This window comes from Pantoea sp. CFCC18179, assembly GCF_059412405.1.
This window is the reverse complement of sequence record NZ_JBNBPM010000005.1, coordinates 51,112-77,728: the sequence shown is the minus strand read 5'-3', so window position 1 is coordinate 77,728 and position 26,617 is coordinate 51,112. Positions and strand designations below refer to the sequence as shown.

Annotated in this window: 25 protein-coding genes and 1 riboswitch; of the genes, 16 read left to right on the top strand and 9 right to left on the bottom strand. The window is 55.7% G+C overall.

What is annotated here, in order from left to right; translation table 11 throughout:
* Positions 1-56 precede the first annotated feature (56 nt).
* Positions 57-959 carry a gluconeogenesis factor YvcK family protein gene (locus tag ACPUC7_RS11640; protein WP_494923050.1) on the bottom strand — a complete coding sequence of 301 codons (903 nt, stop codon included), beginning with the start codon at positions 957-959 and terminating at the stop codon, positions 57-59.
* A 196-nt stretch (positions 960-1,155) separates the two neighbouring features.
* A riboswitch (molybdenum cofactor riboswitch) is annotated at positions 1,156-1,291 on the top strand.
* Here ACPUC7_RS11640 and moaA point away from each other — a divergent pair.
* The 7 genes from moaA to ACPUC7_RS11605 all read left to right on the top strand — a co-directional run bounded on the left by moaA (position 1,280) and on the right by ACPUC7_RS11605 (position 5,923).
* Entirely contained in the window at positions 1,280-2,266 is a 987-nt protein-coding gene (moaA, locus tag ACPUC7_RS11635; RefSeq protein WP_494923049.1) for a GTP 3',8-cyclase MoaA, read from the top strand. It overlaps the preceding riboswitch by 12 nt.
* A 16-nt stretch (positions 2,267-2,282) precedes the next feature.
* The gene (moaB, locus tag ACPUC7_RS11630; RefSeq protein WP_343551556.1) at positions 2,283-2,798 is read left to right on the top strand and encodes a molybdenum cofactor biosynthesis protein B; all 516 of its coding nucleotides are present in this window, start codon (positions 2,283-2,285) and stop codon (positions 2,796-2,798) included.
* 2 nt (positions 2,799-2,800) lie between these two features.
* Positions 2,801-3,286, top strand: coding sequence for a cyclic pyranopterin monophosphate synthase MoaC (gene moaC, locus ACPUC7_RS11625; protein WP_343551555.1), 486 nt, complete (start codon positions 2,801-2,803; stop codon positions 3,284-3,286).
* Positions 3,279-3,524 carry a molybdopterin synthase sulfur carrier subunit gene (gene moaD, locus ACPUC7_RS11620; RefSeq protein ID WP_494923048.1) on the top strand — a complete coding sequence of 82 codons (246 nt, stop codon included), beginning with the start codon at positions 3,279-3,281 and terminating at the stop codon, positions 3,522-3,524. The genes moaC and moaD overlap by 8 nt, the downstream gene beginning before the upstream one ends.
* A 2-nt stretch (positions 3,525-3,526) precedes the next feature.
* Positions 3,527-3,979: a molybdopterin synthase catalytic subunit MoaE gene (moaE, locus tag ACPUC7_RS11615; RefSeq protein ID WP_494923047.1), complete on the top strand. Its 453-nt coding sequence runs from the start codon at positions 3,527-3,529 to the stop codon at positions 3,977-3,979.
* Positions 3,980-4,059: 80 nt separating this feature from the next.
* Positions 4,060-5,154 (top strand): DUF1615 domain-containing protein, encoded by a 1,095-nt coding sequence (locus tag ACPUC7_RS11610; protein WP_494923046.1) that lies wholly within the window; start codon positions 4,060-4,062, stop codon positions 5,152-5,154.
* 61 nt (positions 5,155-5,215) lie between these two features.
* A complete protein-coding gene (locus tag ACPUC7_RS11605; RefSeq protein ID WP_343551551.1) occupies positions 5,216-5,923 on the top strand; it encodes a Bax inhibitor-1/YccA family protein in 708 nt (235 codons plus the stop codon).
* A gap of 72 nt (positions 5,924-5,995) precedes the next feature.
* Here the strand turns inward: ACPUC7_RS11605 and ACPUC7_RS11600 are convergent, their stop codons facing one another.
* From ACPUC7_RS11600 to ACPUC7_RS11590, 3 genes are read right to left on the bottom strand one after another with little or no spacing between them, the layout of a single operon-like run.
* Positions 5,996-6,970, bottom strand: coding sequence for a lysylphosphatidylglycerol synthase domain-containing protein (locus ACPUC7_RS11600; protein WP_343551550.1), 975 nt, complete (start codon positions 6,968-6,970; stop codon positions 5,996-5,998).
* Complete coding sequence (clsB, locus tag ACPUC7_RS11595; protein WP_494923045.1) at positions 6,970-8,214, bottom strand: cardiolipin synthase ClsB; 1,245 nt, start codon at positions 8,212-8,214, stop codon at positions 6,970-6,972. Before clsB ends, ACPUC7_RS11600 begins: the two co-directional genes overlap by 1 nt.
* A complete protein-coding gene (locus ACPUC7_RS11590; protein WP_494923044.1) occupies positions 8,211-8,972 on the bottom strand; it encodes an endonuclease/exonuclease/phosphatase family protein in 762 nt (253 codons plus the stop codon). The genes clsB and ACPUC7_RS11590 overlap by 4 nt, the downstream gene beginning before the upstream one ends.
* Positions 8,973-9,150: 178 nt before the next feature.
* On the opposite strand from ACPUC7_RS11590, the gene ACPUC7_RS11585 reads away from it, so the two are divergent.
* From ACPUC7_RS11585 to ACPUC7_RS11570, 4 genes are all read left to right on the top strand, one after another.
* Positions 9,151-9,543 carry a YbhQ family protein gene (locus tag ACPUC7_RS11585; protein WP_494923043.1) on the top strand — a complete coding sequence of 131 codons (393 nt, stop codon included), beginning with the start codon at positions 9,151-9,153 and terminating at the stop codon, positions 9,541-9,543.
* 313 nt (positions 9,544-9,856) lie between these two features.
* Positions 9,857-11,248 carry an ATP-dependent RNA helicase RhlE gene (rhlE, locus tag ACPUC7_RS11580; protein WP_494923042.1) on the top strand — a complete coding sequence of 464 codons (1,392 nt, stop codon included), beginning with the start codon at positions 9,857-9,859 and terminating at the stop codon, positions 11,246-11,248.
* 4 nt (positions 11,249-11,252) lie between these two features.
* The gene (dusC, locus tag ACPUC7_RS11575; protein WP_494923041.1) at positions 11,253-12,200 is read left to right on the top strand and encodes a tRNA dihydrouridine(16) synthase DusC; all 948 of its coding nucleotides are present in this window, start codon (positions 11,253-11,255) and stop codon (positions 12,198-12,200) included.
* Between the two features lie 137 nt (positions 12,201-12,337).
* Entirely contained in the window at positions 12,338-13,546 is a 1,209-nt protein-coding gene (locus ACPUC7_RS11570; RefSeq protein WP_494923040.1) for an MFS transporter, read from the top strand.
* On the opposite strand, the gene ppk2 is transcribed toward ACPUC7_RS11570, so the two are convergent.
* Both ppk2 and ACPUC7_RS11560 read right to left on the bottom strand, forming a co-directional pair.
* Complete coding sequence (gene ppk2, locus ACPUC7_RS11565; protein ID WP_343551543.1) at positions 13,543-14,463, bottom strand: polyphosphate kinase 2; 921 nt, start codon at positions 14,461-14,463, stop codon at positions 13,543-13,545. The genes ACPUC7_RS11570 and ppk2 overlap by 4 nt on opposite strands.
* A 13-nt stretch (positions 14,464-14,476) precedes the next feature.
* The gene (locus ACPUC7_RS11560) at positions 14,477-16,090 is read right to left on the bottom strand and encodes an inorganic phosphate transporter (protein ID WP_343551542.1); all 1,614 of its coding nucleotides are present in this window, start codon (positions 16,088-16,090) and stop codon (positions 14,477-14,479) included.
* Between the two features lie 161 nt (positions 16,091-16,251).
* Between ACPUC7_RS11560 and ACPUC7_RS11555 the strand changes: the two genes are divergently transcribed.
* The gene (locus ACPUC7_RS11555) at positions 16,252-17,277 is read left to right on the top strand and encodes a transporter (RefSeq protein WP_494923206.1); all 1,026 of its coding nucleotides are present in this window, start codon (positions 16,252-16,254) and stop codon (positions 17,275-17,277) included.
* Between the two features lie 184 nt (positions 17,278-17,461).
* Here ACPUC7_RS11555 and ACPUC7_RS11550 read toward each other — a convergent pair whose 3' ends face one another.
* Entirely contained in the window at positions 17,462-18,514 is a 1,053-nt protein-coding gene (locus ACPUC7_RS11550) for a L,D-transpeptidase family protein (RefSeq protein WP_494923039.1), read from the bottom strand.
* A 196-nt stretch (positions 18,515-18,710) separates the two neighbouring features.
* Positions 18,711-20,525 (bottom strand): glycoside hydrolase family 15 protein, encoded by a 1,815-nt coding sequence (locus ACPUC7_RS11545; RefSeq protein WP_494923038.1) that lies wholly within the window; start codon positions 20,523-20,525, stop codon positions 18,711-18,713.
* A 118-nt stretch (positions 20,526-20,643) separates the two neighbouring features.
* Here ACPUC7_RS11545 and ACPUC7_RS11540 point away from each other — a divergent pair, with 118 nt between their 5' ends.
* Positions 20,644-21,420 carry an SDR family oxidoreductase gene (locus ACPUC7_RS11540; protein WP_343551539.1) on the top strand — a complete coding sequence of 259 codons (777 nt, stop codon included), beginning with the start codon at positions 20,644-20,646 and terminating at the stop codon, positions 21,418-21,420.
* On the opposite strand, the gene ACPUC7_RS11535 is transcribed toward ACPUC7_RS11540, so the two are convergent.
* The gene (locus ACPUC7_RS11535) at positions 21,421-21,996 is read right to left on the bottom strand and encodes a DedA family protein (RefSeq protein WP_343551538.1); all 576 of its coding nucleotides are present in this window, start codon (positions 21,994-21,996) and stop codon (positions 21,421-21,423) included.
* Positions 21,997-22,163: 167 nt separating this feature from the next.
* Between ACPUC7_RS11535 and ACPUC7_RS11530 the strand changes: the two genes are divergently transcribed.
* The 3 genes from ACPUC7_RS11530 to ACPUC7_RS11520 all read left to right on the top strand — a co-directional run bounded on the left by ACPUC7_RS11530 (position 22,164) and on the right by ACPUC7_RS11520 (position 26,585).
* On the top strand, positions 22,164-22,751 hold the full coding sequence (locus ACPUC7_RS11530; RefSeq protein ID WP_494923037.1) for a Yip1 family protein: 588 nt from the start codon (positions 22,164-22,166) through the stop codon (positions 22,749-22,751).
* Between the two features lie 264 nt (positions 22,752-23,015).
* Positions 23,016-23,948: a D-alanyl-D-alanine endopeptidase gene (gene pbpG / locus ACPUC7_RS11525; RefSeq protein WP_494923036.1), complete on the top strand. Its 933-nt coding sequence runs from the start codon at positions 23,016-23,018 to the stop codon at positions 23,946-23,948.
* Positions 23,949-24,140: 192 nt separating this feature from the next.
* Positions 24,141-26,585: a DUF3772 domain-containing protein gene (locus tag ACPUC7_RS11520; RefSeq protein ID WP_494923035.1), complete on the top strand. Its 2,445-nt coding sequence runs from the start codon at positions 24,141-24,143 to the stop codon at positions 26,583-26,585.
* Positions 26,586-26,617: the final 32 nt, after the last annotated feature.

Sequence of the window (26,617 nt, the reverse complement as noted above, 5' to 3'; positions counted from 1 at the left end):
AGGTCACCATAAATGGCGACCCTACGAAACGCAGCGCATGGATGCGCGGCGGAAAATTAAAATGCCTGAATCGCGTGCTCCAGCGCGATGCGCAACAGCTGGCGGTCGTGACGATATTTGATATCGGCGGCTTCCAGCGGTTCGCGGATCACCACACGTTCTTCAACCCCGCTGATATCGGATGCGGGGCTGACCACAATCGCATCAATCACCCGCTTACCAATGGCTTTTTCCATCATCGCCAATTTATCCGCCACGGTTAATCCGGCGGCGGCCGGGCTTAACTCTTTACCCAGATTGCCAATAAATACCATCGTCGCGGGCGTGCGACGCAGCGCACGCGCCATCTCTTCCATCAGCAGAATCGGCATCAGGCTGGTGTAAAAACTGCCGGGACCGATCAGAATTAAATCCGCTTCGGCAATCGCATCAAGCGCTTCTCGCGTGGGTTGGACGTTAGGATGCAGCATCAATTCTTGCGGCGGCTGCTTCATTTCATCAATCGCGGTTTCGCCGTACACCATATTGCCTTCGTCATCCTGCGCCACCAAATCCACTGGCTGTTCCGACATCGGAATCAAGAAGGCATCAACTTTGAGTAAATTGCGAATGATGTTGATGGCTTCCAGCGGACGCACGCTCAGGTGATCCAACGCTTTCAGCATCAAATTACCTAAATTGTGCCCGGCTAATTCGCCGTTGCCGCTAAAGCGATATTCAAACATCGCGGTGGCGACACTGGGTTCGGTAATCAGCTGATTGATGCAGTTGCGCATATCGCCCCAGGCAATGCCGCCTTCCGAACGGCGAATACGTCCGGTCGAACCGCCGTTATCGGTGGTGGTGACGATGCCAGTTAATCGCGAACCTAACGGTGCCAGCGCTGACATCACGCGGCCCAAACCGTGTCCGCCGCCCAATGCCACCACGCGATCTAAATCTGCCAGGGTACGATTCATGTTGCTCCTTTGTCTCTGACGTCCACGCATTGAGGCGTAGTTGAACTGATATGCATCAATATTTGCGGCGTATTTTAACGTATTCTGTCGCGAAAATGCGGTGAAAAACACGTTATGTATCAATATATATAGCGAAATTCACTGATGGATGCCGAATGATAATCGCGCTACCATTCGCGTTAACCGTGTTGTCGATAATGACAACAAACTCCCAAGCCTGTGTTCCTAAGTCACAAAGATATGGAATTCCGGCCGCAGCCTTGAGCTGCCAGGGTGCAGAAAGAAATGACTGCATCTCCCGACTTTGGAAAGGTGTTCAGGTGCCACAATTTACAGATGCCTACGCGCGCAGCTTTTACTATCTGCGCCTGTCGGTGACGGATGTGTGTAACTTCCGTTGTACCTATTGCTTGCCCAACGGCTACCAGCCGAACGGTACGCACAATAAAAGTTTTCTCTCGCTGGACGAGATTCGGCGTGTGACGCGTGCCTTTGCGGCAGCCGGCACCGAAAAAGTGCGCCTGACCGGCGGTGAACCGTCGATGCGGCGCGATTTTACCGACATCATCGCCGCGGTGCGGGAAAATGGTGCCATTCGCCAAATCGCTATGACCACCAACGGTTATCGCATGGCGCGCGACGTGCGCGCCTGGCGTGACGCCGGGCTCACGCACATCAACGTCAGTGTCGATAGTCTGGATGCCCGCCAATTCCACGCCATTACCGGCCAGGACAAATTTGCCGACGTGATGGCGGGCATTGATGCCGCCTTTGATGCCGGTTTCGATAAGGTTAAAGTCAACAGCGTGCTGATGCGCGATGTTAACAGCCATAGCCTTAACACCTTCCTCGATTGGCTGCGCGCGCGGCCGATTCAACTACGCTTTATCGAGCTGATGGAAACCGGCGACGGCAGCGATCTGTTCCGCCGTCATCACATTTCCGGTGAAGTGATCCGCGATCAACTGATAATGCAAGGTTGGCAGCGCCAGCCGCGCGGCCGTAGCGATGGCCCTGCGCAAGTGTTTCGTCATCCGGATTATCAGGGCGAAGTCGGCCTGATCATGCCTTACGAAAAAGATTTTTGCGCCAGCTGCAACCGCCTGCGCGTTTCGGCGCTGGGCAATTTGCATCTGTGCTTGTTCGGTGACGGTGGCGTACCGCTGCGCGATTTGCTGGCGTCAGACGGTCAGCAAGCCGAGTTGCAGGAACGTATCGCCCACAGCCTGGGACAGAAAAAGCAGACGCATTTTCTGCATCAGGGCAATACCGGCATCACACAAAATCTCTCCTTTATTGGTGGCTAACACAGGAGTTTCGGCCATGGGTAAACCTTCCGGCGAGTTTGTCGCCTTAAATGTGGCGGTGATGACCGTCTCGGACAGCCGCGATGCCAGCAATGACACATCGGGCGATTATCTGCGTGAAGCGCTGACTGAAGCGGGACATCAGGTGGTGGATCGCGCGCTGGTGCCTGATAACCGTTATCGCATTCGCGCCACGGTCTCAAGCTGGATTGCCAGCGACGATGTGCAGGTAGTGATCGTTAATGGCGGCACCGGTTTTAACAGTAAAAACAGCACGCCTGAAGCGTTGCTGCCGCTGCTGGATCGCGAAATCGAAGGCTTTGGCGAGCTGTTCCGTATGATCTCCTATGAAGAGATTGGTAGTTCAACGCTGCAATCACGTGCGGTAGCCGGTTTGGCCAATCACACGCTGATTTTTGCCGTGCCGGGTTCGACCAACGCCTGCCGCAGCGCGTGGGAACGCATCATTGAGGATCAACTGGATGCGCGTACGCGTCCGTGTAATTTCGTCTCACATTTGAAGAAGTTGTAAGCATGTCATCCTTAACGCATATCAATGCCGCTGGCGAAGCCCACATGGTGGATGTCTCCGGCAAAACCGAAACGGTGCGCGAAGCCCAGGCTGAAGCGCTGGTGCTGATGAGCGCCGAAACACTGCAAATGATCATCGACGGCAGTCACCACAAAGGTGACGTGTTCGCTACCGCGCGTATTGCTGGCATCCAGGCGGCGAAACGCACCTGGGAACTGATTCCGCTGTGCCATCCGCTGATGCTGAGTAAAGTGGAAGTGACATTGCTGGCTGAGCCTGAGCACAACCGCGTGCGCGTCACGTCGCTGTGCCGCTTAACCGGCAAAACCGGCGTCGAGATGGAAGCGTTAACCGCGGCCTCGGTCGCCGCGCTGACCATCTATGACATGTGCAAAGCGGTGCAGAAAGATATCGTCATCGATCAGCTGCGTTTGCTGAGCAAAAGCGGCGGCAAATCCGGTGATTTCAAGGCGGTGAGCAATGATTAAGGTGCTGTTTTTTGCTCAGGTGCGTGAACTCACCGGCACCGCTGCGCTCGAACTCGCGCCGGAATATGCCGATGTTGCCACGCTGCGTTCGGCGCTGTCAGAAAAGGGCGAACGCTGGGCGCTGGCGCTGGAATCCGGCAAATTGCTGGCCGCCGTCAACCAAACGCTGGTGCCAATGAATCATCCGCTACAGGCTGGAGATGAAGTCGCTTTCTTCCCGCCGGTTACCGGAGGTTAAGCATGGAAACCCGAATTCGCGTAGGCGTAGAACCGTTCGATGTGGGCGCGGAATATGCGCAACTCGCGGCGCACGACAGCGACGGCGCAGTGGTAACGTTTACCGGCAAAGTGCGCAATCACAATCTTGGCGACAGCGTAGCGGCGCTAACGCTGGAGCATTATCCCGGCATGACCGAAAAAGCATTGGCCGATATCGTGGTGGAAGCGCGCCAACGCTGGGCATTGCAGCAAGTCACGGTGATCCATCGCGTCGGCGAACTGTTTCCCGGTGAAGAAATCGTGTTTGTCGGCGTCAGCAGCGCCCATCGTGGCAGTGCGTTTGCCGCGACTGAATTCATCATGGATTACCTGAAAACCCGCGCACCGTTCTGGAAGCGCGAAGCGACTGCGCAGGGCGATCGTTGGGTGGACGCGCGCGACAGCGACCATCAAGCCGCTGAGCGCTGGAGTTAGCGCGCAAAATCCTCCGGCTCCGATAGCGGCAGACCACTGAAAACGTTAAGGTACGGTTTTTGTTGGCGTCAGGGAGCAGGATGAAAAACACTAAGATAATCACAGGCGCAGCGTTACTCGCCGCGCTGGTGCTGGCCGGTTGTAGTAGCAAAAAAGAGCCGCAGGCTCCGGCGCGCCAGCCGGCCGATGTGAAAAGCCAAATCCAACAGTTGTTACCGAGCGATGTGAAACAAAAATCCGCCTGGGCCGACGACATCTACACCGCATTCCGCGTGCAGCAAATCGAACCCAGCGCCAGCAACATTTGCGCGGTGATTGCCGTTACCGATCAGGAATCCAACTTCAACGCCGATGCGCCTGTGCCGGGCTTGCCAAAAATCGCCTGGGGCGAAATTGATCGCCGCGCCGCCAAAGTGCATGTTCCCGCTTTCCTGGTACGCACCGCGCTGCTGATCAAATCGCCAACCGGTGAAAGTTATGCGGCGCGCCTCGATAAAGTGCGCAGCGAAAAAGAGTTGAGCGCCATCTTCGATGACTTTATTGATATGGTGCCGATGGGGCAGAAGCTGTTTGGTAATCTCAACCCGATTCACACCGGCGGGCCGATGCAGGTCAGCATTGAATTTGCCGAAGCGCATGCCAAAGGCTATCCGTACGCCATCGATGGCTCGATTCGCCGTGAAGTGTTTACCCGACGCGGCGGCATCTACTTTGGCACGCTGCATCTGCTCGGCTATCCCGCCGATTACAGCCAACCGCTGTATCGCTTTGCCGACTTCAACGCCGGATGGTACGCCAGCCGCAACGCTGCATTCCAGGCGGCGGTGGCGCGCGCCAGCGGCATCAAACTGGAGTTGGATGGCGATTTGATTATGTATGGCAGCGAGCAAGCCGGTTCAACGGAATTAGCGGTGCGCAGCCTGAGTAAGCAACTGGATATGAGCAATCGCGAAATCCGCCGCGATCTGGATAAGGGCGACACAGAAGCGTTTGCCAACAGCACGCTGTGGAAACAGACCTTTATCCTTGCCGATAAAATGGCGGGAAAACGGCTGCCGCGTGAAATGCTGCCGGGCATCAAACTCGAAAGTCCGAAAATTACCCGTAATCTCACCACCGCGTGGTTCGCCCAGCGCGTGAATGGTCGCTATCAACAGTGCTTGACGCGCCGTTGACGCAAACGGGTGTACACTCCACACTTACAGGGTTTTCTAACGTTTAAGAATGAGGCGCTTCATGGACCGATATCCACGTAATGATTCAATCGTGCAGCAGGCTTCCACCTCGCTGCAAACCTATATGGCGCAGGTCTATGGTTGGATGACCTGTGGCTTGCTGCTCACCGCATTTGTGTCGTGGTTTGCCGCGCGCACCCCGGCTGTTATGGAGCTGGTGTTCGCCAACCGCATCACCTTCTTCGGCCTGATCATCGCGCAGTTGGCGCTGGTGTTTGTGCTGTCTGGCATGGTGCATCGTATGAGTGGCGCGGTGGCGACTGGGCTGTTTATGCTCTATTCGGCGCTGACCGGTTTGACGATGGCGAGTATTTTCCTCGTTTACACCTACTCTTCCATCGCCAGTACCTTCTTCGTAACGGCGGGGATGTTCGGGGCGATGAGTTTCTACGGCTACACCACCAAACGCGATTTGAGCCGTTTCGGCAGCCTGCTGTTTATGGCTTTGATTGGGATTCTGCTGGCGTCGCTGGTGAACTTCTGGCTGAAAAGCCCAGCGTTGATGTGGGCGATTACCTATATCGGTGTGGTGGTGTTTGTAGGCTTGACCGCCTATGACACGCAGAAGCTAAAAGCGATTGGCGAGAACATCAATGTGAATGACAAAGAGAACCTGCGTCGCACCTCGATTATGGGCGCGCTGACGTTGTATCTCGATTTCATCAACCTGTTCCTGATGTTGCTGCGCATCTTCGGCAACCGCCGCTAAACCACGTACGTCTTCGTAGGGTCGCCATTTATGGTGACCAGGTCGGCATAAATGCCGACCCTACGATGATGGTTAGCGCGAAACCGATTTCTCCATCTTCTGCTCATTCTTCTGCCGCAAATGCTTGGCGCGACTCTCCAGCCACAAATACAGCACCAGCGCCACCAACAGCGGCAAGATAAAATAGAGCACGCGATAAGCTAGCAGCGCCGCAATAATCGTCCCGTGCGAAGCATGTTGCCCGCTCAACAACGCCAGGAAAACCGCCTCCAGCACGCCAATACCCGCCGGAATATGAATAATCACTCCCGCAATGCTGCTGATCAGCAGCACGCCTAACACAATCGGATAATCCACCTGACGTGCCAGCAGCAGCCAAATAATCGCGCCCATCACCATCCAGTTAGCACAGGAAACCGCGAATTGGAATAGCGCCATACGCAGCGAGGGCAACTGCAAATGCTGGCCTTTTACCGTCCAGCGACGCTTTTTCGCAAAGGCGCAGGCCCACAGATAAATCGCCACCGTCACCAGCAGCGCCGCGCCAATAATCCGCAGAGTGGTTTCGCCGATAAACCAGCCAGCAGGAATTGGCACCATGCCAGCGGCAAACACCACGCCGGCCAGCAAAATGTAGCCCAGCCAGTTGGTGGCGATGCTGAGCGAGAAAATGCGCGTAATGGTATTGCCCGGCAAACCCAGCCGTGAATACAAGCGGTAGCGCATCGCCACGCCGCCAACCCAGGTACTCAGCGTCAGGTTGAAGGCGTAACAGATAAATGACACCAGCATCACCTGACGTTTTGCTAGTTTATGGCCGCAATAAGCGCGTCCGATCAGATCGTAGAGGCCGTAAGTGAGATAACTCACCACCACCAACGCGGCGGCGATCAGCACCACATAGCGGTTATAGCCGATGATGACGGTGTAAACGTCATCCCAATTCACCTTGCGCGCGTAGACCACCAACAGCACGATCACCGCGATGAAAAACAGCCAGGTGAGAATTTTCTTCGTCAGTTGCCAGCGCTGATTTTTTTTCGACATTAGGGTTTTGCTCCTGGATTATCGACTTCGACCCGATCCTGGGTTTCCATCTCGGGTTGTACCGGCGGAGCAACTTGCGACAGGCGCGGTGTATGGGCAGGCAACCAGCCAGCGATGGCGGGGAAGTGGCGTAAAAAGTGGAACACAATCACACCCTTGGTCAGCTGCCACCAGTTGCGTGGCGGCAGTTTATCCTCTTCGACCCGCACGCAATCCTGCTGAATCAGCAGTTCGAGATTATCGCGCAGCGTTTGGTTGAAGGCGCGATCGTGCACCATTAAATTGGCTTCCAAATTGAGCGATAAGCTCAGCGGATCGAGGTTACTGGAGCCGACGGTTGACCATTGCTGATCCTGCACCGCGATTTTGCCGTGCAGCGGGCGGCGGCAGTATTCATACACTTCCACGCCGCCATCGACCAAATAGTTATAGAGCAGCTCAGCACCGACTTTAACAATCGGCATATCTGGTTCCCCTTGCACGATCAGCCGCACACGCACGCCGCGTTGCGCCGCACTGCGCATCTCTCGCAGCAGACGATAGCCGGGGAAGAAATAGGCATTGGCGATCACCACATCCTTTTTAGCTTTACGCAACATGTCGAGATAATGCTGTTCAATATCATCGCGATGTTCATCGTTGTCGCGATAGACGAATAGCACCTGCGCTTCGCCGGGCATGGCGTTGACCGCCGGACGATGGGATCGTGCGCCCCACCAGCGACGCGTAGGTTGTTCACTGCCGATCTGTTGCTGCACGTAGCGCGCGATGTCCTGCACGATCGGGCCTTTCACTTCTACCGCATAATCCTGTTTAGCCTGCGCACCAAAATCCACGTTATGTTCGGCGGAGAAGTTGATGCCGCCGACAAAGGCGATCACTTCATCGGCCACCACAATTTTGCGGTGCAAACGGCGGAACACATTGGTGCGCATGCCAAGCACCAGCGGGCGCGGATCGTAGTAAATAAAGCGCACGCCAGCGGCGGTCAAACTCGCGACGAAGGTGTCCGACAGTTCATGCGAACCGTAGCCGTCCACCATCATTTCGACCTTCACGCCACGCTGGGCGGCGGCCAGCAATGCATCATGCAATTCGTTACCGACTTCATCCTCAAACAGGATGAAGGTTTCCAGCAACAGCGTGCGTTCGGCGCGTTGAATCGCGCCCATAACGCGCGGGAAAAACTGGTCACCGTTTTCGAGTAGACGGATCTGATTACCGTCGCGCCAATTGAAATTCATAGGAAAATCTCCACCGCCAACGGCGCATGATCGGACAGGTGCGACCAGGGTTTAACCGGCAACGCCCAAGGTTGACTCACTTTCGCGTTGCGGATGTAAATGCGATCGAGCCTGAGCAGCGGAAAGCGCGCCGGGAAGGTGCGGGCAGGGCGGCCCGTTTTAATGCTGAACACTTCCTCCAATCCCACCGCGCGCTTGAGGAAACGATTGGCGCTGACTTGCCAGTCATTAAAATCACCGGCTACCACCAAAGGCGCATGCGGTGGCAAGGTATCAATGATGTCGCACATCATCTTCATCTGCGCCTGACGATGCTTCTCCTTCAGCCCCAAATGTACACAGAATACGTGCAGCGGATCGGCGCGATCCGGCAGGCGGATTTGGCAGTGCAAGATGCCGCGCTTTTCACTTCCGGCGACAGAAATATCGCGGTTTTCATATTCAACAATCGGAAAACGTGACAATATCGCGTTCCCGTGATGTCCCTCAGGATAAACGGCGTTACGGCCATAGGCAAAATCGTGCCACATGGTGTCGGCCAGAAACTCGTAATGCGAGGTTTCCGGCCAGTTCTCAATGTGCAGCGAATGGATGGCATGCGTGCCCATCACCTCTTGCAGAAAGACAATATCTGCGGAGGTTGCGCGAACTGCATCGCGCAATTCCGGCAGGATAAAGCGGCGATTGAAGCTGGTAAAACCCTTGTGGGTATTGATCGTCAGGACTTTAAATGAAAATCCTTGCGTATTTTGTGGCATACTTCGACGCGCTCCTTTTCATCTTCAACAGCACAAAGTGTAGTCTTTGTCACAAACGTAAGGTGTTGCGAGCGGAAAATTAGGGCGTAATCCGAAATTTGCTTTACATTGAGGAAGTTCGTCTGGCCTCCAGCCAGATACACTTGGGCGACCTGTTGGGTCTGCCAGGAGATAGAGAATGAAATGGTCTAATCGTGTTCAGATTGTTACCGGACAAACCTGTTTGCATATCGCGATGCACCTGCTGGTGATTGCGGCGCTGGTTTGGGGCTGGAAACATAGGGCGCTGGTTGAAGTGAGCAGTACCCTGGTGGCGGCTTATGCGGTGGTATTTATTGCCATGCTGGTCATGCAGCGTAGTGCCCGTTTACGTAGATGGGGTGATTCCCTCGAAGAGGTGACCACCACGTACTACTTTGGCGCAGCGATGTTAACGCTGTTCCTGATCTCCCGCGTGATCCACAACAACCTGCTGCTTGGTTTGCTCGGCGTGGTGATGTTAGTGGGCCCGGCGCTGGTTTCGCTGCTGGCGAAAGAACCGGTGCAGCGCATCGAGAAGAAGCGCAGTTGATTGATTGGTGTTCCGCGGAACCCATCAGAGAAGGAGCCGCTTGCGGCTCTTTTTTTATGCCTGCGGTCATTCTGGTCACCATAAATGGCGACCCTACATCATCCTGCACCGTAGGGTCGCCATTTATGGTGACCGCCAAACCCACGTTGGGAAATTTTGTTGGTCGCGGTCACGCGGGAAAGCTGCTAAACTCGCGCCCTTACGCATGGTAGTTTGTGCCCTTTTCACACGTACGCCCCACGGCTTGCGTCATATCCCTCCTGAAAACTACATCGCCCACGGCGATCAGGACGGTTCGGAGTAATACACCTGCATGTCATTTGACTCTCTCGGCTTAAGTGCCGATATTTTGCGTGCGGTAGCAGAACAAGGCTACCAAGAGCCGACGCCAATTCAGCGTCAGGCGATTCCTGTGGTGTTGGCGGGTCGTGACCTGTTAGCCAGCGCCCAAACCGGTACCGGTAAAACCGCCGGCTTTACGCTGCCGCTGTTACAGCGTCTTACCGCGAAACCGTCTACGGCGCGTGGCCGCCGTCCGGTACGTGCACTGATCCTCACGCCGACCCGCGAACTGGCGGCTCAGGTGGGCGAGAACGTGCGTGAATACAGCCAATATCTCGATATCCGTTCGCTGGTGGTCTTCGGCGGCGTAAGTATCAACCCGCAGATGATGAAACTGCGCGGCGGCGTTGACGTGCTGGTGGCGACACCGGGCCGTCTGCTCGATCTGGCGCACCAGAACGCGGTTGACCTGTCGCAAGTTGAAATCCTGGTGCTGGACGAAGCTGACCGCATGCTCGACATGGGCTTCATCCACGACATCCGTCGCGTACTGGCGCGTCTGCCTGCTAAGCGTCAAAACCTGCTGTTCTCCGCGACCTTCTCTGACGAGATCAAAACGCTGGCGGAAAAACTGCTGACCAACCCAGAACAGGTTGAAGTGGCGCGTCGCAACACCGCCTCTGAGCAAGTTTCTCAGCAAGTGCATTTCGTGGATAAGAAGCGTAAGCGGGAACTGCTGTCGTTGATGATTGGTCGTGATAACTGGCAACAAGTGCTGGTGTTCACCCGTACCAAACACGGCGCCAACCACTTGGCAGAACAGCTGAACAAAGACGGCATCACCGCTGCGGCGATCCACGGCAACAAGAGCCAGGGCGCGCGTACGCGTGCATTGGCTGACTTCAAATCCGGCGGCATTCGCGTGCTGGTGGCGACCGACATCGCGGCGCGTGGTCTCGATATCGAAGAACTGCCGCACGTGGTGAACTACGAGCTGCCGAACGTCGCCGAAGATTACGTGCACCGTATTGGTCGTACCGGCCGTGCGGCGGCAACTGGTGCGGCGCTGTCGCTGGTGTGTGTTGATGAACACAAACTGCTGCGCGATATCGAACGTCTGCTGAAGCGTGAAATCCCGCGCATCGAAGTGCCGGGCTTTGACGTTGATCCAAGCATCAAAGCTGAGCCGATCCAGAATGGTCGTCAGCAGCAAGGCGGCGGTCGCGGTCAAGGCGGACGTGGTCAAGGTGGACAGGGTCGCGGTCAGGGCGGCAACGTTTCTCGTCCGCACAGCGGCAATGCACCACGTCCGCAAGGTGAAGCGCGTTCCGCACGTCGCCCAGCGCAAGGTGCAGGTCAGGCGGCTCCGGCAGCGAACAGCGGTCGTCGTCGTCCAGCACCGAAGAGAAGTGGGAACGCCTAACGTCATGAGGGTTTTACTGGCGCCGATGGAAGGCGTGCTCGATTCGCTGGTGCGTGAGTTGCTCTCCGGAGTGAATGATTATGACTTATGCGTGACCGAGTTCCTGCGCGTGGTCGATCAACTGCTGCCGGTAAAATCCTTTTATCGTTTGTGTCCTGAGCTGCATAACCACAGCCGCACGCCATCTGGCACGCGGGTGCGCATGCAGCTATTGGGGCAATATCCTGAATGGCTGGCCGAAAACGCCGCACGCGCGGTGGAACTCGGTTCGTGGGGTGTTGATCTCAACTGCGGTTGTCCGTCGAAGCTGGTTAACGGCAGCGGCGGCGGCGCAACATTGCTGAAAGATCCGGAGCTGATTTATCGCGGCGCAAAAGCAATGCGTGAAGCAGTGCCGGATCATCTGCCGGTCACGGTCAAAGTGCGTTTAGGCTGGGATTCCGGCGATCGACGCTTTGAAATCGCCGATGCGGTGCAGCAAGCCGGTGCCAGCGAATTGGTGGTACACGGTCGCACCAAAGAAGACGGTTATCGCGCCGAGAGCATCAACTGGCAGGCTATTGGCGAAATCCGCCAGCGTCTCACTATCCCGGTGATCGCCAACGGTGAAATCTGGAACTGGCAAGACGCGCAGGATTGTATGCGCATCACCGGTTGCGATGCGGTGATGATTGGGCGCGGCGCGCTCAACGTGCCGAATCTGGCGCGCGTGGTGAAATACAACGAAGCGCCGATGGCGTGGCCCGACGTAGTGGCGTTGCTGCTCAAGTACACGCAACTAGAAAAGCAGGGCGATACCGGCATGTATCATGTCGCGCGTATCAAGCAGTGGCTCGGTTATCTGCGCAAAGCGTATAACGAAGCCGACGGCCTGTTCAGTGAAGTTCGCACCCTCAAAGTCTCCACCGACATCGCCACCGCGATTGAGCGGCATGCTCAAGCAATCAGCTAAATCGCGCCGCTACGGAATGTGCGCTCTTCATTACCTCCATTCTGTAAAAACTTTATAACTAAAAAAGTCGCGATCTATTAGCAGGCTAAGGTTATAGTTGTGGTTCAATTTCATCACCATTCCCGACGCCACTTTCCATGTCTGACGCCGCTGTACTGAGTAACGCTCAGTTAAATAAACGTATTCTCTCCGTCATCGTTTTCACCTTCTTTTGCTACCTGTCGGTCGGTTTACCGCTGGCGGTGCTGCCGGGATTTGTGCATAACCAACTGGGTTTCAGCTCATTCATCGCCGGATTGATCATCAGCCTGCAATACTTCGCCACGCTATTAAGTCGCCCGCATTCTGGTCGTCTGGCGGATCGTTATGGCCCGAAACGTGTGGTGATGATGGGATTGGTGTTCTGCGGCATGAGCGGCGTGCTGTCGATTATCGCCGCCCTGTGCAGCGGCGTGCCGATGTTGAGTTTGGCGCTGTTAGCGGCGGGGCGCTTGTTCCTCGGCGTCGGTGAAAGCTTTAGTAGCACTGGCTCAACTTTGTGGGGCATGAACATTGTTGGCCCGCTACAAACCGCCCGCGTAATTTCATGGAACGGCGTGGCGACCTATTTCGCCATGGCGATTGGTGCGCCGCTTGGTGTACTGCTCAATCAATGGTTTGGCATCAGCGGCTTTGCTGGTTTAGTGGCGATCATGGGCATTGTTGGCTTCTGGATGGCAAGCCGCAAAGCCGCAGTCAGCGTCACCGCAGGCGTGCGCATTCCGTTTCATCGCGTGGTCAGCCGCGTATGGCTATTCGGTTTAGCCTTGGGCTTTGGCACCATCGGCTTCGGCGTGATCTCCACCTTCATCACTTTGTATTTCGCCAGCCGCGACTGGAGCGGTGCTGCCTTTGCGCTGACATTATTCAGCCTCGGATTTGTCATCGTGCGCCTCGGTTTTGGTCGCTACATCACCCGTTTTGGCGGCTTGAAAGTGGCGTTGGTGTCGTTCGTGCTGGAGTGCGCCGGTTTGCTGCTGATTTGGCAGGCCGACAGCATTTGGCTGGTGGATATTGGCGCGTTCCTCACCGGCGGCGGCTTCTCGCTGGTGTTCCCGGCGTTGGGCGTGGAAGCGGTGAAACGCGTGCAGCAAAAAGATCAGGGATCGGCGCTGGGCACCTATTCGGCATTTCTCGATTTGGGCTTGGGATTAACCGGGCCGGTGGCGGGTTTGCTGATTGGACATTGGGGCATGCAGTCGGTGTATTTCGCGGCGGCGTTGATGGTGCTGGGCGCGTTTGCCATTACGCTGCGCTTGCAACAGCAGCACGGCCGCGAGGCAGCCGTGCAAACTGTCAGCGATTAATACTTATCGGGCACCAGCATGTGCTCTGGCACCGGCGAGCGGCGATAGTCTTCTGAACGCTCGCGCGGTGGCAGCATAATGGTTTTCGATTCGCTCTCTTCGTACGGCATCTGTTGCAGCAAATGGCTAATGCAGTTCAAACGCGCACGCTTCTTATCCACGCCTTGCACCACCCACCAACGCGCTTCTGGAATGTTGGTGCGCTCCAGCATCTCTTCTTTGGCTTCAGTGTAATCTTCCCAGCGGCGACGGCTTTCGAGGTCCATTGGGCTGAGTTTCCACTGCTTAAGCGGATCGTGAATACGACTGAGGAAGCGCAATTCCTGCTCTTCATCGGTGATCGAGAACCAATATTTGATGATCTGAATGCCGCTGCGCGTCAGCATTTTTTCGAATTCCGGCACGCTGCGGTAAAACTCTTCCACTTCATCTTCGCTACAGAAACCCATCACGCGTTCAACGCCCGCGCGGTTGTACCAGCTGCGGTCAAACATCACGATTTCACCGGCTGCTGGCAGATGGGCAATATAGCGCTGGAAGTACCATTGAGTTTTCTCGCGATCGTTGGGTGCAGGCAGCGCTGCTACGCGACAAGTGCGCGGGTTCAGGCGCTGGGTGATACGTTTGATCACGCCGCCTTTACCGGCTGCATCGCGGCCTTCGAACAGAATCACCACACGATGTCCGGTGCGCATCACCCAATCCTGCAACTTCACCAGCTCGCCTTGCAGATGCAGCAGCTCGCGGAAGTAGTGGCGACGAAACGCTTTATCACCATCGGCGGTTGGCTCGCCGTTATCGTTGAAACGCAGATCGTCCAGCTCCATCTCCAGCTCTTCGTCGTAGCTGTCATAAAACTCCTGCAACAGACGCTGATTAAACGTCTCGCTGTGGAAGCTATTGTCGTGTGTCGCCATTATTTCTCTCCCGTTAAAGGTGGATAAACAGGGTGTAAAGCAGCCCTGAAAGCAAAACAGAAACTGGTAATGTCAGCACCCATGCCATCGCCAGATTGCGCAGGGTAGAAAGCTGTAAGCCTGAACGGTTGGCGGCCATCGAACCGGCAACGCCCGAAGAGAGCACATGGGTGGTGGAGACCGGCAGGCCAAACACGTCGGCGGCACCGATTGTCGCCATCGCCACCAGTTCGGCGCTGGCACCTTGCGCGTAAGTCAGATGCGTTTTGCCAATTTTTTCACCGACCGTCACCACGATGCGACGCCAGCCCACCATGGTGCCGAGACCCAGCGCAATCGCCACGACCACTTTCACCCACATCGGGATAAAGCGCGTGGCGGCATCCAGCTCTTTCTTCACTGCCGTCAGATTGCGCGCGGTCTCTTCCGGCAACGCGACTTTGGCGGATTGCAGGTGTTTGATCGATTCAGAGGCCAGATACATGTCATTACGCGTGTTGGTCACTGCCTGGGCGGGGATATTTTCCACTGAGCCGTAACGACGAATCTGATCGCCGATATCGCCCAGCATCATGCCCAGCGCGGGGATAACTTGTGGGCGATTCTGGCTGGTACGCACAAATTCAGTCAGCACTTCACGCGGCGCAGGCATCGCGGCCGGGGCCGGTTGCAGCGTCAGCAATTGCTGTTCGGTGACTTGGGTTAAAGCGGCAACGCGTGGGATTTGCTCCGGCGGCAGCGAGCGGTTCAGCGCATAAGCAATCGGCATGGTGCCGACCAGAATCAGCATGATTAAGCCCATGCCTTTCTGACCGTCGTTCGAGCCGTGCGCGAATGACACGCCGGTGCAGGTCAGGATCAGCAAGCCACGAATCCACACAGGCGGCGGCTGATTGCCTTTCGGCGCTTCATACAGCTGGCGATTACGGATAAAGGCTTTCATCGCCAGCAGCAGCAGGGCGGCACACACGAAGCCGACAATCGGTGACAACAGCAGCGCGTAGCCGACTTTAATCGCCTGATCCCAATCGACGCCGCTGGTGCCGCTGCGACCGTGCAGCAGCGCATTGGCCACGCCAACACCGATGATCGAACCGATCAGCGTATGCGATGAGGACGCCGGCAGACCGAAATACCAGGTGCCGAGGTTCCAGATAATCGCTGAGAACAGTAGCGCGTAAACCATGGCAAAGCCGTTGCCGCTGCCCGCCTGTAGAATCAATTCCACCGGCAGCAGCGAGATAATGCCAAATGCCACCACGCCGCTGGAGAGCAGCACGCCGAGAAAGTTCCACAAGCCAGACCACACCACCGCCACGCCCGGCGACAGTGAATGGGTATAAATCACCGTGGCGACCGCGTTGGCGGTATCGTGGAAGCCATTCACAAATTCAAAGCCGAGCGCGATGATCAGCGCCACACCGAGCAGCAGGAACGGGGTGTAACTGGTCACCGGCGCGCCGGTCTCTTCGACATCGCTCACCAGGTTAATGCCGGCGTACACCAATCCCGCCACCAATAGCAGGATAAAGATCAGCCGTGATGCCGGACCGTTGCCTTTGTTAAGATTCGGGCGTCCACTGTGGGACGAGGAGGATGACGATGCAGGTAAACTGTTTTCAGCCATAAAACACCTCAGTGTTAATACACGATGCTCGAATGGCATCCGTTAATGGCAGTGTGATACGTGGTTTGTATGACAGAATGATGATGGCGATCACGCTCTGTCATCGTACTGCAACAAAGCTGTCGCACTCTGTGGACCTGACCGATCCGGGACTTGTTTCTATGCTCCAGCCGGTGTTACCGCTTACCTCATTGCCCGACTTCAATAATGAAGTTGCCGGACTGATTCACGGTTATCTGTTTACTCCTGAAACGCCCCCACAACGGCTTAATGCCCGTGAAGCGGCGCAGCTGGCGCAACAACAGCTGCCGGAATCCTACTTTCTCTGGTTACACATCAACCTTAACCATGCGCGTGCTGAACGTTGGGTTCAGGACCACTTTGGTGTTGATAGCGATTTTTTCGATGAGATACATTCGTCCTCGCCGCGCACCCGATTAGCCCATCAAAACGATGCGCTGCTGGCGGTGCTCAATGACGTGACCTTTAGTAAAGAAGAGCGCAGCACGCAAAACGCCACGTTGTGGATTTGGTGCTGTCCGCACGTCATCGTTTCCGCGCGCTATCGGCCGGTTGGCATGATTGAACGCATGCATCAGCAGATCGATAAACTGCAATTCACCGAACCCGATGCGATGCTGCTGTGGCTGTTGGGCGAGCAGGAAGCGCAACTGGAACAAGTGGTGCGTCGATCCAGCCAGGCGGTGGATGCGATTGAAGAACGCTTGTTAAGTGCCGCGATTAAAACCAATCGCCACGAATTAGGGCATCTGCGCCGCATGCTGCTACGCGTGCAGCGTTTGCTGGCACCGGAACCGGCGGCGCTGTTTCGTTTGTTGAATCGCCCGCCCAAATGGCTGAAGCGCGAACCGCTCGGTGAGCTGCGTATTTTCACCGAGGAGTTCAGTGTGGCGCTGAATGATTTGGCCGGATTGATGGAACGCATTCGCTTATTACAGGAAGAGATCGCTGCGCGCTTGATGGAGCAGAGCAACCGCACGCTGTTTTTGCTGACGGTGATCACCGTGCTGGCGCTGCCGATCAATATCGTGGCAGGATTTTTTGGTATGAACGTTGGCGGCATTCCGCTGGCGAATAATCCGCACGGCTTTTTGCTGCTGGTGTTGGTGGTGCTGGCGTTTACGCTGGTGGGCGGTTGGCTGGCGTTCCGCAGACCGCGGGATTAAGTGTTGATGTCCAGGTCACCATAAATGGCGACCCTACGGATTGGTGCGGTTTTCGTCGGGTCGCCATTTATGGCGACCATACCATTCATAGCACCTGTAGGGTCGCCATTTATGGTGACCTCATCATCTCCAGACATAAAAAAAGCCAGCCCGCAGGCTGGCTTCTTCTCACCGCTAACCGCGATTACAGGCTAGAAGCAGGCTGAGCCGCTGGTGTTACCGCGCTCGCACCTTGTGGTGTCATCGGCTCTTCTTTTGGCGTTGCATCAGAAGATTCCTGCACTGGCACCGGCGCAGGCTGCGCGTCGTCAGGCTGACCGTTAATTTTGATCGGCATACCGTTACGCGCCTGGATAGCGTTGTTCACCGCATCCTGATTGGTGCTGGCATCAGCCACCACTTTGGTCACGGCAGAGGTCAATGTAATCGGCACCAGCTCACGTGAATTGAACTGCTCTTCAGTGGTCGACAGCGGGTTGTGAACTTCCACATAACGTGAACCGTCTGGCTCAACGGTAGCTTTCACTGGCTGATCGATGAACTGCACGCGCGTACCCACTGGCACGTTGTCGAACAGCCATTTGATGTCGTCAGCACGCAGACGCACACAGCCGTGGCTCACGCGCAGACCAATACCAAAGTTGGCGTTGGTGCCGTGAATCGCATACAGGCGACCAATGTACAGCGCGTACAAGCCCATTGGGTTGTCCGGACCAGCCGGGAACACCGCAGGAATAGTTTCGCCACGCGCGGCATAATCTGCGTGCATGCCTTTGGTTGGCGTCCAGGTTGGGCCATCTTTCTTACGCTCAACCGCAGTGGTCCAGTTGATTGGCGTGTCTTTACCTAACTCACCGATACCGATTGGCAGCACAACCACAGTTTTGGTGCCTTTCGGGTAGTAATAAAGACGCATCTCAGCGCTGTTGATCACGATGCCTTCACGCGGTGCGTCAGGCAGAATCAGCTGCTGAGGAATGATCATTTTAGTGCCAGCTTTCGGCAAGTAGACGTCAACGCCCGGATTGGCTTCCAGCATGTTGCTGAGGCCCATCTGGTACTGTGCAGCAAAGGCTTCCAGCGGAAGTTTGCTGTCATCAGGGACGGTGATTTCAATATTCTCGCCGATCAGACGGCTGTTAGCCGGCGGCAGCGGATAAACAACTGCAAATGCCGACTGGCTGAACGCCGCCAGTGCGAGGGCGAGTGAAGCGAACGCGCGAATGCTCTTTTTCATGTTTTTCAAGTCGTTATGGCCCTGTATCAGGCTTGTCAGTGTGTCGAAACCATCGTGGTCGGGGTGACCCGCTGCGCATTATATGTGCATTGACGCATTGATGGAAATCACGATTTAGCTTGGCTGCAGATACTTTACTCAATTGGCTGTGTTTAACGGACAATTCTCTTCGCATTGCAGCCCAAAATGTGAATTTTCACGGCTGCCACAGCGTCACTTCATTGCTCAATTTACGATTGAGGAAAAAAGCGGCACTGATCAACGCCAGATGCGACAACGCTTGCGGCATATTGCCCAGCGCGTTGCCGTGCGGCGTAAACTCCTCGGCATACAGGCCCAGTGGATTGGCGTAACTCAGCAGCTTCTCAAACTCGAAATGCGCCTCATGCACCCGGCCAGCACGCGCCAGACACTCCACATACCAGAAGGAGCAGGCGGCAAACGATCCCTCTTCGCCTTTTAAAGCATCGGCAGGCGTCTCGTGAATGTTATAGCGCCGCACTAAACCGTCGCTCACTAAATGGGTTTTAATCGCGTCGAGAGTGGAAATCCAATCCGGATCGGTGGAGCTGACAAAGCGCACCAGCGGCATTAATAGCATTGATGCGTCAAGGAAACTGCCGCCGCGCGTGGCGGTGAAGTGGCCCAATTCGGGGTTCCAGAAATTTTGCCAGATATCATCGCGGATTTCGCTGCGCACCCGATCCCAACGTTCATACGGCATTGGTAACGAACGTTTTAAACCGAGGCGTAAGGCGCGATCCAGCGCCACCCAACACATTAAGCGTGAATGCAGGAAATGTTGCGGTTCGCCGCGCATCTCCCAAATACCAGCATCGGGCTGATTCCAGTTCACGCAGACGTAATCGATCATGTCCGATACGTATTTCCAGCCGCGATGTGAAATAGCCTCGCCGTATTTATTGGCGAGATAAATCGCGTCCATTAATTCGCCGTAGATATCTAATTGGGTTTGTCGCCACGCATCATTACCAATGCGCACCGGACGCGAATTGGCGTAGCCAGAAAGATTGAGCAACTCGGTTTCGTGCAATTCGGTGCCGCTGTCGAGGCGATACATCACCTGTAGATGCGGCGTGTCATCGTGGCTGTGCTCGACGCAGCGTCCGACCCATTTGGTGAAATCGCGCGCTTCTTCGGTGTAACCGAGTCGCATCAAGGCGTACATGCTGAACGACGCATCGCGAATCCACGACGCGCGATAATCCCAATTGCGCTCGCCGCCGAGCTCTTCCGGCAAACCAAAGGTGGCGGCTGCGGCAATCGAACCGTGTTGATGCGAGGTCAACAGTTTCAGCGCAAGCGCCGATCGCGTCACCATCTCCTGCCAGCGGCCGCGATACGAACTGTGGCTGCTCCAGCGCCGCCAAAACGCCAGCGTGTCGCGAAAGCATTGTTCGGTGGCAATGTGCGCGACGTTTTCATCGTCATCACTACCAAAAATGAACTCCGCTGATTCGCCCGCTTTAAGCGTGAATTCGGCTACTGCGCTGTGGTTTTCACGCGTCATCACCACCGTGGCGCTCAGGCGCAACGACGGTTGACCGGCGGCGAGAAAGGCGATGCCGCCGGGCCGCACTTCGGTGGTGGTTTCAGCGCGCGCATAGTCGTGGCGCGGCGCGCACAGCAGATGAAATTTGGCCGTGCCGCGCACCATCTTCACACGCCGCACCAGGCGCGGCACTTTGCTGTGCTCATCGCAAATCGGCATGTAATCGGTGATCTCGGCTACGCCCGAATCATCCAGCCAGCGGGTTTGCAGAATATTGGTATCGGGCAGGTAAAGTTGCTGCTGACGGGCGTTTTTCCAGTCTGGCGCGAGGGAAAACAGGCCAGCTTGGTCACTGTCGAGTAGCGCGGCAAACACGGAAGGGCTGTCGAGTTCTGGCCAGCACAAATAATCGATGGTGCCGTCGTTAGCGATCAGCGCGCAGGTGCGTAAATCACCAATCACGCCGTGATCGTCTATTTTGCGTTTTATCTCGCTCATTTTGCCTCCCGTGGCTGCATGTGATTGTTAACTATAGACGAAACGGCTGATTCGGCTGCGCCGAGGCACAGAAGGATAACTTCTATACTGTAAGGACACCCTCAATCAGGAGAATGTTATGAGCGCAGGAAAACAGAAAGTCGCCGTGGTTACCGGATCCAGTTCTGGCATTGGTCGCAGCTGTGCGGTGATGCTGGCGGAAGCCGGTTATACGCTGGGCATCACCTGGAGTGCGGATGAAGAGGGCGCGCAGGAGACCGCACGCATGGTGGAGAGCCGTGGACAGCTGGCGCAGGTGCGCCAGGTCGACCTCTCCGATCCGCAAGCTGGCGGGCAACAACTGGCGCAGTTGATCAACTCGCTCGGGCGCATTGATGTGCTGGTAAGTAACGCGGGCGTGATGACCAAAGCCGATTTCCTCGACGTGACGTTTGAAGACTGGCGCAAGGTGTTTAACGTGGATGTCGATGGCGCGTTTATTTGCGGGCAGATTGCTGCGCGGCATATGGTCGATCAGGGCGATGGTGGGCGCATCATCAATATCACCTCGGTGCACGAACACACGCCGCTGCCGGATGCCAGCGCCTACACCGCCGCGAAACATGCATTGGGCGGATTAACCAAATCGATGGCGCTGAGTTTGTTGCCGCACCATATTCTGGTCAACGCCGTCGCGCCGGGCGCGATTGCCACCGCCATGAACAGCATGAAAGATGATGAGCAAGGACGACGCATGCCGGAAATCCCGATTGGGCGTCCCGGCGATACGCGTGAAGTGGCGAGTTTAGTGGCGTGGCTGTGCTCGGAATGGGCCACTTACACCACCGGACAATCCTTCATTGTCGACGGTGGTTTTATGCTGGCGAATCCGCAGTTTAAAGGTTATCACCATTAACTAACCGGCGCGGCGGCGGTTCCAGTGGCGAATGATGTAACGCAGCACGATGCCAAAGATCACCGCCGCCGCTAACCATAACAGCGGTTTCAGATGTTTATCGATGGTGTGCAGCCACGGCGCGACGATCTGTCCGGCGAAGTAGCCGAGCGTGACGAAAATCAGTGACCACAGCGCTGCGCCAATCACGTTAAGGATAAAGAAGCGCAGCGGATTCAGTCGGCTGGTACCAATAATGATTGGCCCAACGATGCGGAAACCGTACATAAAGCGCACGCCAATCACGAACCAGCTGGGTCGTTTTTGGATCAGGCGCTTGGCTTTGCCAATGGTTTCCTGATGTTTACTGAAGCGACGCAAAATTTTGGTGCCCCAGCGACGGCCCAACCAAAACAGCAGTTGATCGCCAATAATGCCGCCGATCATTGCCGCCAGCACCACGCCGCTAAAGTGCAATAAACCCTCATGCGCGGCCACGCCGCCCAGTAATGTGAAGGTTTCTCCTTCGGCGATACAGCCAATTAGCAGTGCCAGATAGCCGTATTGCGTGATTAATCCATTGATATCGAGATGCAAATCATCCTCCCTGCGAATAAAGAACCTGATAACAGTCTATACGCCAGCGGCTTTTTTTGTGCCGTGGGCCGCAAAAACAGCCGCGCCGATTATACTTGAAGTGACGCTGCCTGAGTCATCCAACTGATCGCTATCGGGGCAGCCCACCGCATCAGAGGAGTGATTTTATGAATCATGTCTGGGGTCTATTGGCGCATCCAAATCAGGAAATGCGCGATATCAAGCAGGAAAATGAGAGCGTTTCGCACCATTACACTCACCATGTGCTGTTGATGGCGGCGATCCCGGTGATCTGCGCCTTCATTGGTACCACGCAACTGGGCTGGAATCTGGGCGAAGGGCAGTTTGTCCAACTCAACATGTTGACCGGCATCGGTCTCGGCATTCTGTTTTACTTAATCATTCTCGGCGGCGTGATGGTGATGGGCCGCGTCATTCACTGGATGGCGCGTAACTATCCGCAGCGTCCTAGCCTGCAACGTTGCACCGTGTTTGCCGGTTATGTAGCTACGCCGCTGTTTCTAAGCGGAATTGTGGCGCTCTATCCGCTGGTGTGGTTGTGCGTGCTGGTCGGCGCATGTGCGTTGGTGTACACCGGTTATCTGCTGTACGTCGGGATTCCGGTGTTCCTGAGTATTGATCGTGACGAGAGCCTGCGTTTCTCCGGTTCTACCTTGGCGATTGGTGTGCTGGTGTTTGAAGTGCTGCTGGCGCTGACAGTGATTTTGTGGGGCTACGGTCCACGCTTGTTCTGATACTGGGTTCGGTCACCATAAATGGCGACCCTACAGAACCGCGCTAAACCCGTAGGGTCGCCATTTATGGTGACCTTCTCACGGGCAACTCACACAAGGTCGTCATTTATGACGACCTTTTTAACGCCCAGAAACAATCTCGCTAAGAAATTTCTCAGGGAAGTGCGTATGATACTGCTGCCAGCCCGCATCCCGTCTGGCTTGATGCGGGCGGCCTGTGTCTTAAACACAGCGCAAAACTCCTGACCGGATTTTTTTGACACGATGTCTGCAAAAATGCGTATTTCTCTGCTGTCGCTGGCGCTGTTTGTCGCCGCGCCGGCCGCTGTGACACCTGCGCTGGCCGCGCCGGCTGCACTCTCTAATCTGGCGCCGATTGCCCAACCGCAAATTGCTTCGGGCAGCGCCATGATAGTTGACCTGGAAAACAACAAAGTGCTGTTTTCCAGCCATCCGGACCGCGTACGTCCGATCGCTTCGCTGACTAAATTGATGACGGCGATGGTGGTGCTGGACGCCAAATTGCCGATGGACGAACTGCTGTCGGTGGATATCAGCCACACCGCTGAGATGCGCGGCGTGTTCTCGCGCGTCAAACTGAACAGTGAAATCAGCCGCCGCAATATGTTGCTGCTGGCGCTGATGTCCTCGGAAAACCGTGCGGCGGCCAGTTTGGCGCATCATTATCCGGGCGGTTACGATGCCTTTATCCGTGCGATGAACGCCAAGGCGCGTTCATTAGGCATGACGCACACGCGCTACGTTGAGCCGACCGGTTTGTCGATTCAGAACGTCTCCAGCGCCGAAGATCTGATTAAGCTGGTGAAAGCGACGCGCCAATATCCGCTGATTGGCGAACTGAGCACCACCAAAGAAGATACTGCGGTGTTCAAGCATCCGAACTATGCGCTGCCGTTCCGTAACACCAATCATCTGGTGTACAAAAACGATTGGCGTATTCAGTTGACCAAAACCGGTTACACCGATGAAGCCGGACATTGTCTGGTGATGCGCACCGTGATTAATAACCGTCCGGTGGCGCTGGTGGTGTTGGATGCCTTCGGCAAATACACCCATTTTGCTGATGCCAATCGCCTGCGCGACTGGTTAGAAACCGGCAAAGCGGCACCAGTTCCGGCGGCAGCGCTGGCGTATAAAAAGCAGAAGTCCGGTTTGACCGCCAGCAACGGCGAATAACCTGTGCATTCGTAGGGTCGCCATTTATGGTGACCTTATTCATCTACGCGCTCCTGCAAAATCTCTTATCGTCAGCGCCAATGTTTTACACCTTCATTCCTATAGTTTCCGCCACGGCATCGTCCTACACTGGCGACCACTCACGACCACATTTGCGTTTATCGGCTGTTATTGCGCTGGAATCACATTGATATGTTCAAGTTTCGAAGCCTGTTTACCCCGTTATTACTGTTATTGGTGCTGTTATCGCCGGTACTGAGCGTTGCTGCGGATACGCCGCCGAACGATCAGGCCGAAGACACCGCCCCAAAGGTGAATGCATCGGTTGAGCTACCGAAGATGCAGAAAATCCTCGATAAAATTAAAGGCCAGGTCTCCGGCGATACCAATGAAAGCCAGCTTAATCAGCTGAACGAAATGGCGCTGGAGCTATCGGGCAATGCCGAAACGCTGGCGCAGGCGCTGATTCCACAAGGTCAGCAGCTGGATGCGCAGTTAGCGGTACTTGGCCCGGCACCGAAAGCGGACAGCGGTGTGAAAGAGACGCCGGAAGTGACGCGCAAGCGTGCTTCGCTGGAGAGCCAAAAAAGTAAGCTCGACGATCAAATCAAGCAGGCCGATGGCATTAAAAACGGCGCGCTGGTGCTGTCATCGCAAATCGTCAACCTGCGTCGTGATCAGCTGAAAAGCCAGCTAGCGCTGAATTCCGGCAGTATTTTCGGCCCGCGTTTCTGGGCGCCGGTGGTCAGCAGCCAGGATCTCGACGGCGAGAAAATCAGCGACTTTATTGCAGAATTGCAGGATACCGCCGCGCTGTCGTGGGAATCGGGCTGGCGCTTTGGCACCATCGCCTGGGTGATTGCGGCGATGCTGGTGATGACGCTTGGTCGCCGCTACAGCGAAGAGTTTCTGGCGTGGGTCAGCATCCACAAAATGCCGGAAGGGCGTTTACGTCGCAGCTTCCTCGCGGCGGCGATTGCGCTGACAACGTTAGCGGCGGTGGTGCTGACCTTTAACTTCCTCGCACTGGCCTTTACGCGCCGCGATGAAGTCTCCACCGATGTACAAGATTTCATTGAGCGTTTGGTACAGCTCAGCGTCTATTGCGGCTTGATTGCCGGTTTAGGCCGCGCTTTCCTGTCGACGCGTCGTCCAAGCTGGCGTTTACCGGCAATCTCCAATGAAGTGGCGCTGGCGTTGAAGCCGTTCCCGCCGTTTACCGCCGGTTTGGTGTTTATTTTCCAGACGGTGGAAGCCTTTAACTACAGCGTCGGCACCAGCCTCAACACCACCATTTTTGCCAACGGCTTAACCGCGTTGTTGATTGGTTGTACCGGTCTGGCGATCAGCATGCGCACCAACCGCGTGCGTCGTCGCATGGTGCAGGAAGGCCAACAGCCGGAAGCACGTTCCACTATCGTCGGTTTAGTGCAGATGGCATTAACGCTCACCGCGCTGGCGATCCTGATTTCGCTGATCATCGGTTACGTCACGCTGGCGCGCTTCCTCAGTTATGAAGTGATTTGGTGCGGCATTCTGTTCGGCTCGTTCTACTTCCTCAGCCATTTGGTGAATGACGGCTGCGAAAGCCTGTTCTCCACCAGTAACGCCACCGGTAAACGTCTGCAAACCTCGCTCAACATCGATGAGCGTCATTTGCAGCAGGCGGCAACGCTGCTCAGTGCGGTGGGTAAAACCTTACTGATTGCCATCCTCGCGCTGGCGCTGCTGAACGGCACCTTTGCGTCTTCTACGCCAATCGAGCTTATTCAGAAAGTGATCGAGTTCTGGGGTGGCAAAGGTCTGGAATCGCTGAACATTGTGCCTGCGCACATGGTGAATGCGATTCTGTGTCTGGTGGTGGGCATTTATGTGCTGCGTTCGGTGCGGCGCTGGCTGGATAAAGATTTCCTGCCAAAAACCACCATGGATATCGGCATGCGCGTGTCGCTGGTGACACTCTTCAGCAACATCGGTTACGTGCTGATCATCCTGCTGACGCTGTCGATTATGGGCTTGCAGTGGAACAAACTGGCGTGGATCGTTAGCGCCTTGTCGGTCGGTATCGGTTTTGGTTTGCAGGAGATTGTGAAGAACTTTATCTCTGGCCTGATTCTGTTAACTGAGCGTCCGGTGAAAGTCGGCGATTTGGTCAGTATCAGCGGCATTGAAGGTGATATTCGCCGCATCAATGTGCGCGCTACCGAAATTCAACTCAGCGACAAATCCACGGTGATTGTGCCGAACTCGCAGCTGATCTCGCAAAACGTGCGTAACGCGACGATGGGCAACGCGCAAGGCGTGGTGACCATTCTGCTGACTTTCCCGCTGGATATCGATCCGGTGCGGGTGCGTGAAATTCTGTTGGAAGTGTATCAGGAGAACGAGCGCATTTTGGAAACGCCAGAGCCGTCGGTGTCATTCAAAGATCTTACGCCTGCGGGGATAGTGTTGAGCGTCACCGGCAACGTCGCCAGCCAGCGCCAGATTTCGGGCGCTAAAAGTGATTTGCTGTTCGATATTCTGACGCGTCTGCGCAAAGAGGGCATTGTGCTGTCAACGCCGCAAACCATGATTATCGAACGCCGCGCGGTGCAAGCCGCCGCCGCGCAAGAGCAGGGCGAACAGTTACCGTAATCACCGTTTTTTGTAGGGTGGCCATTCATGGC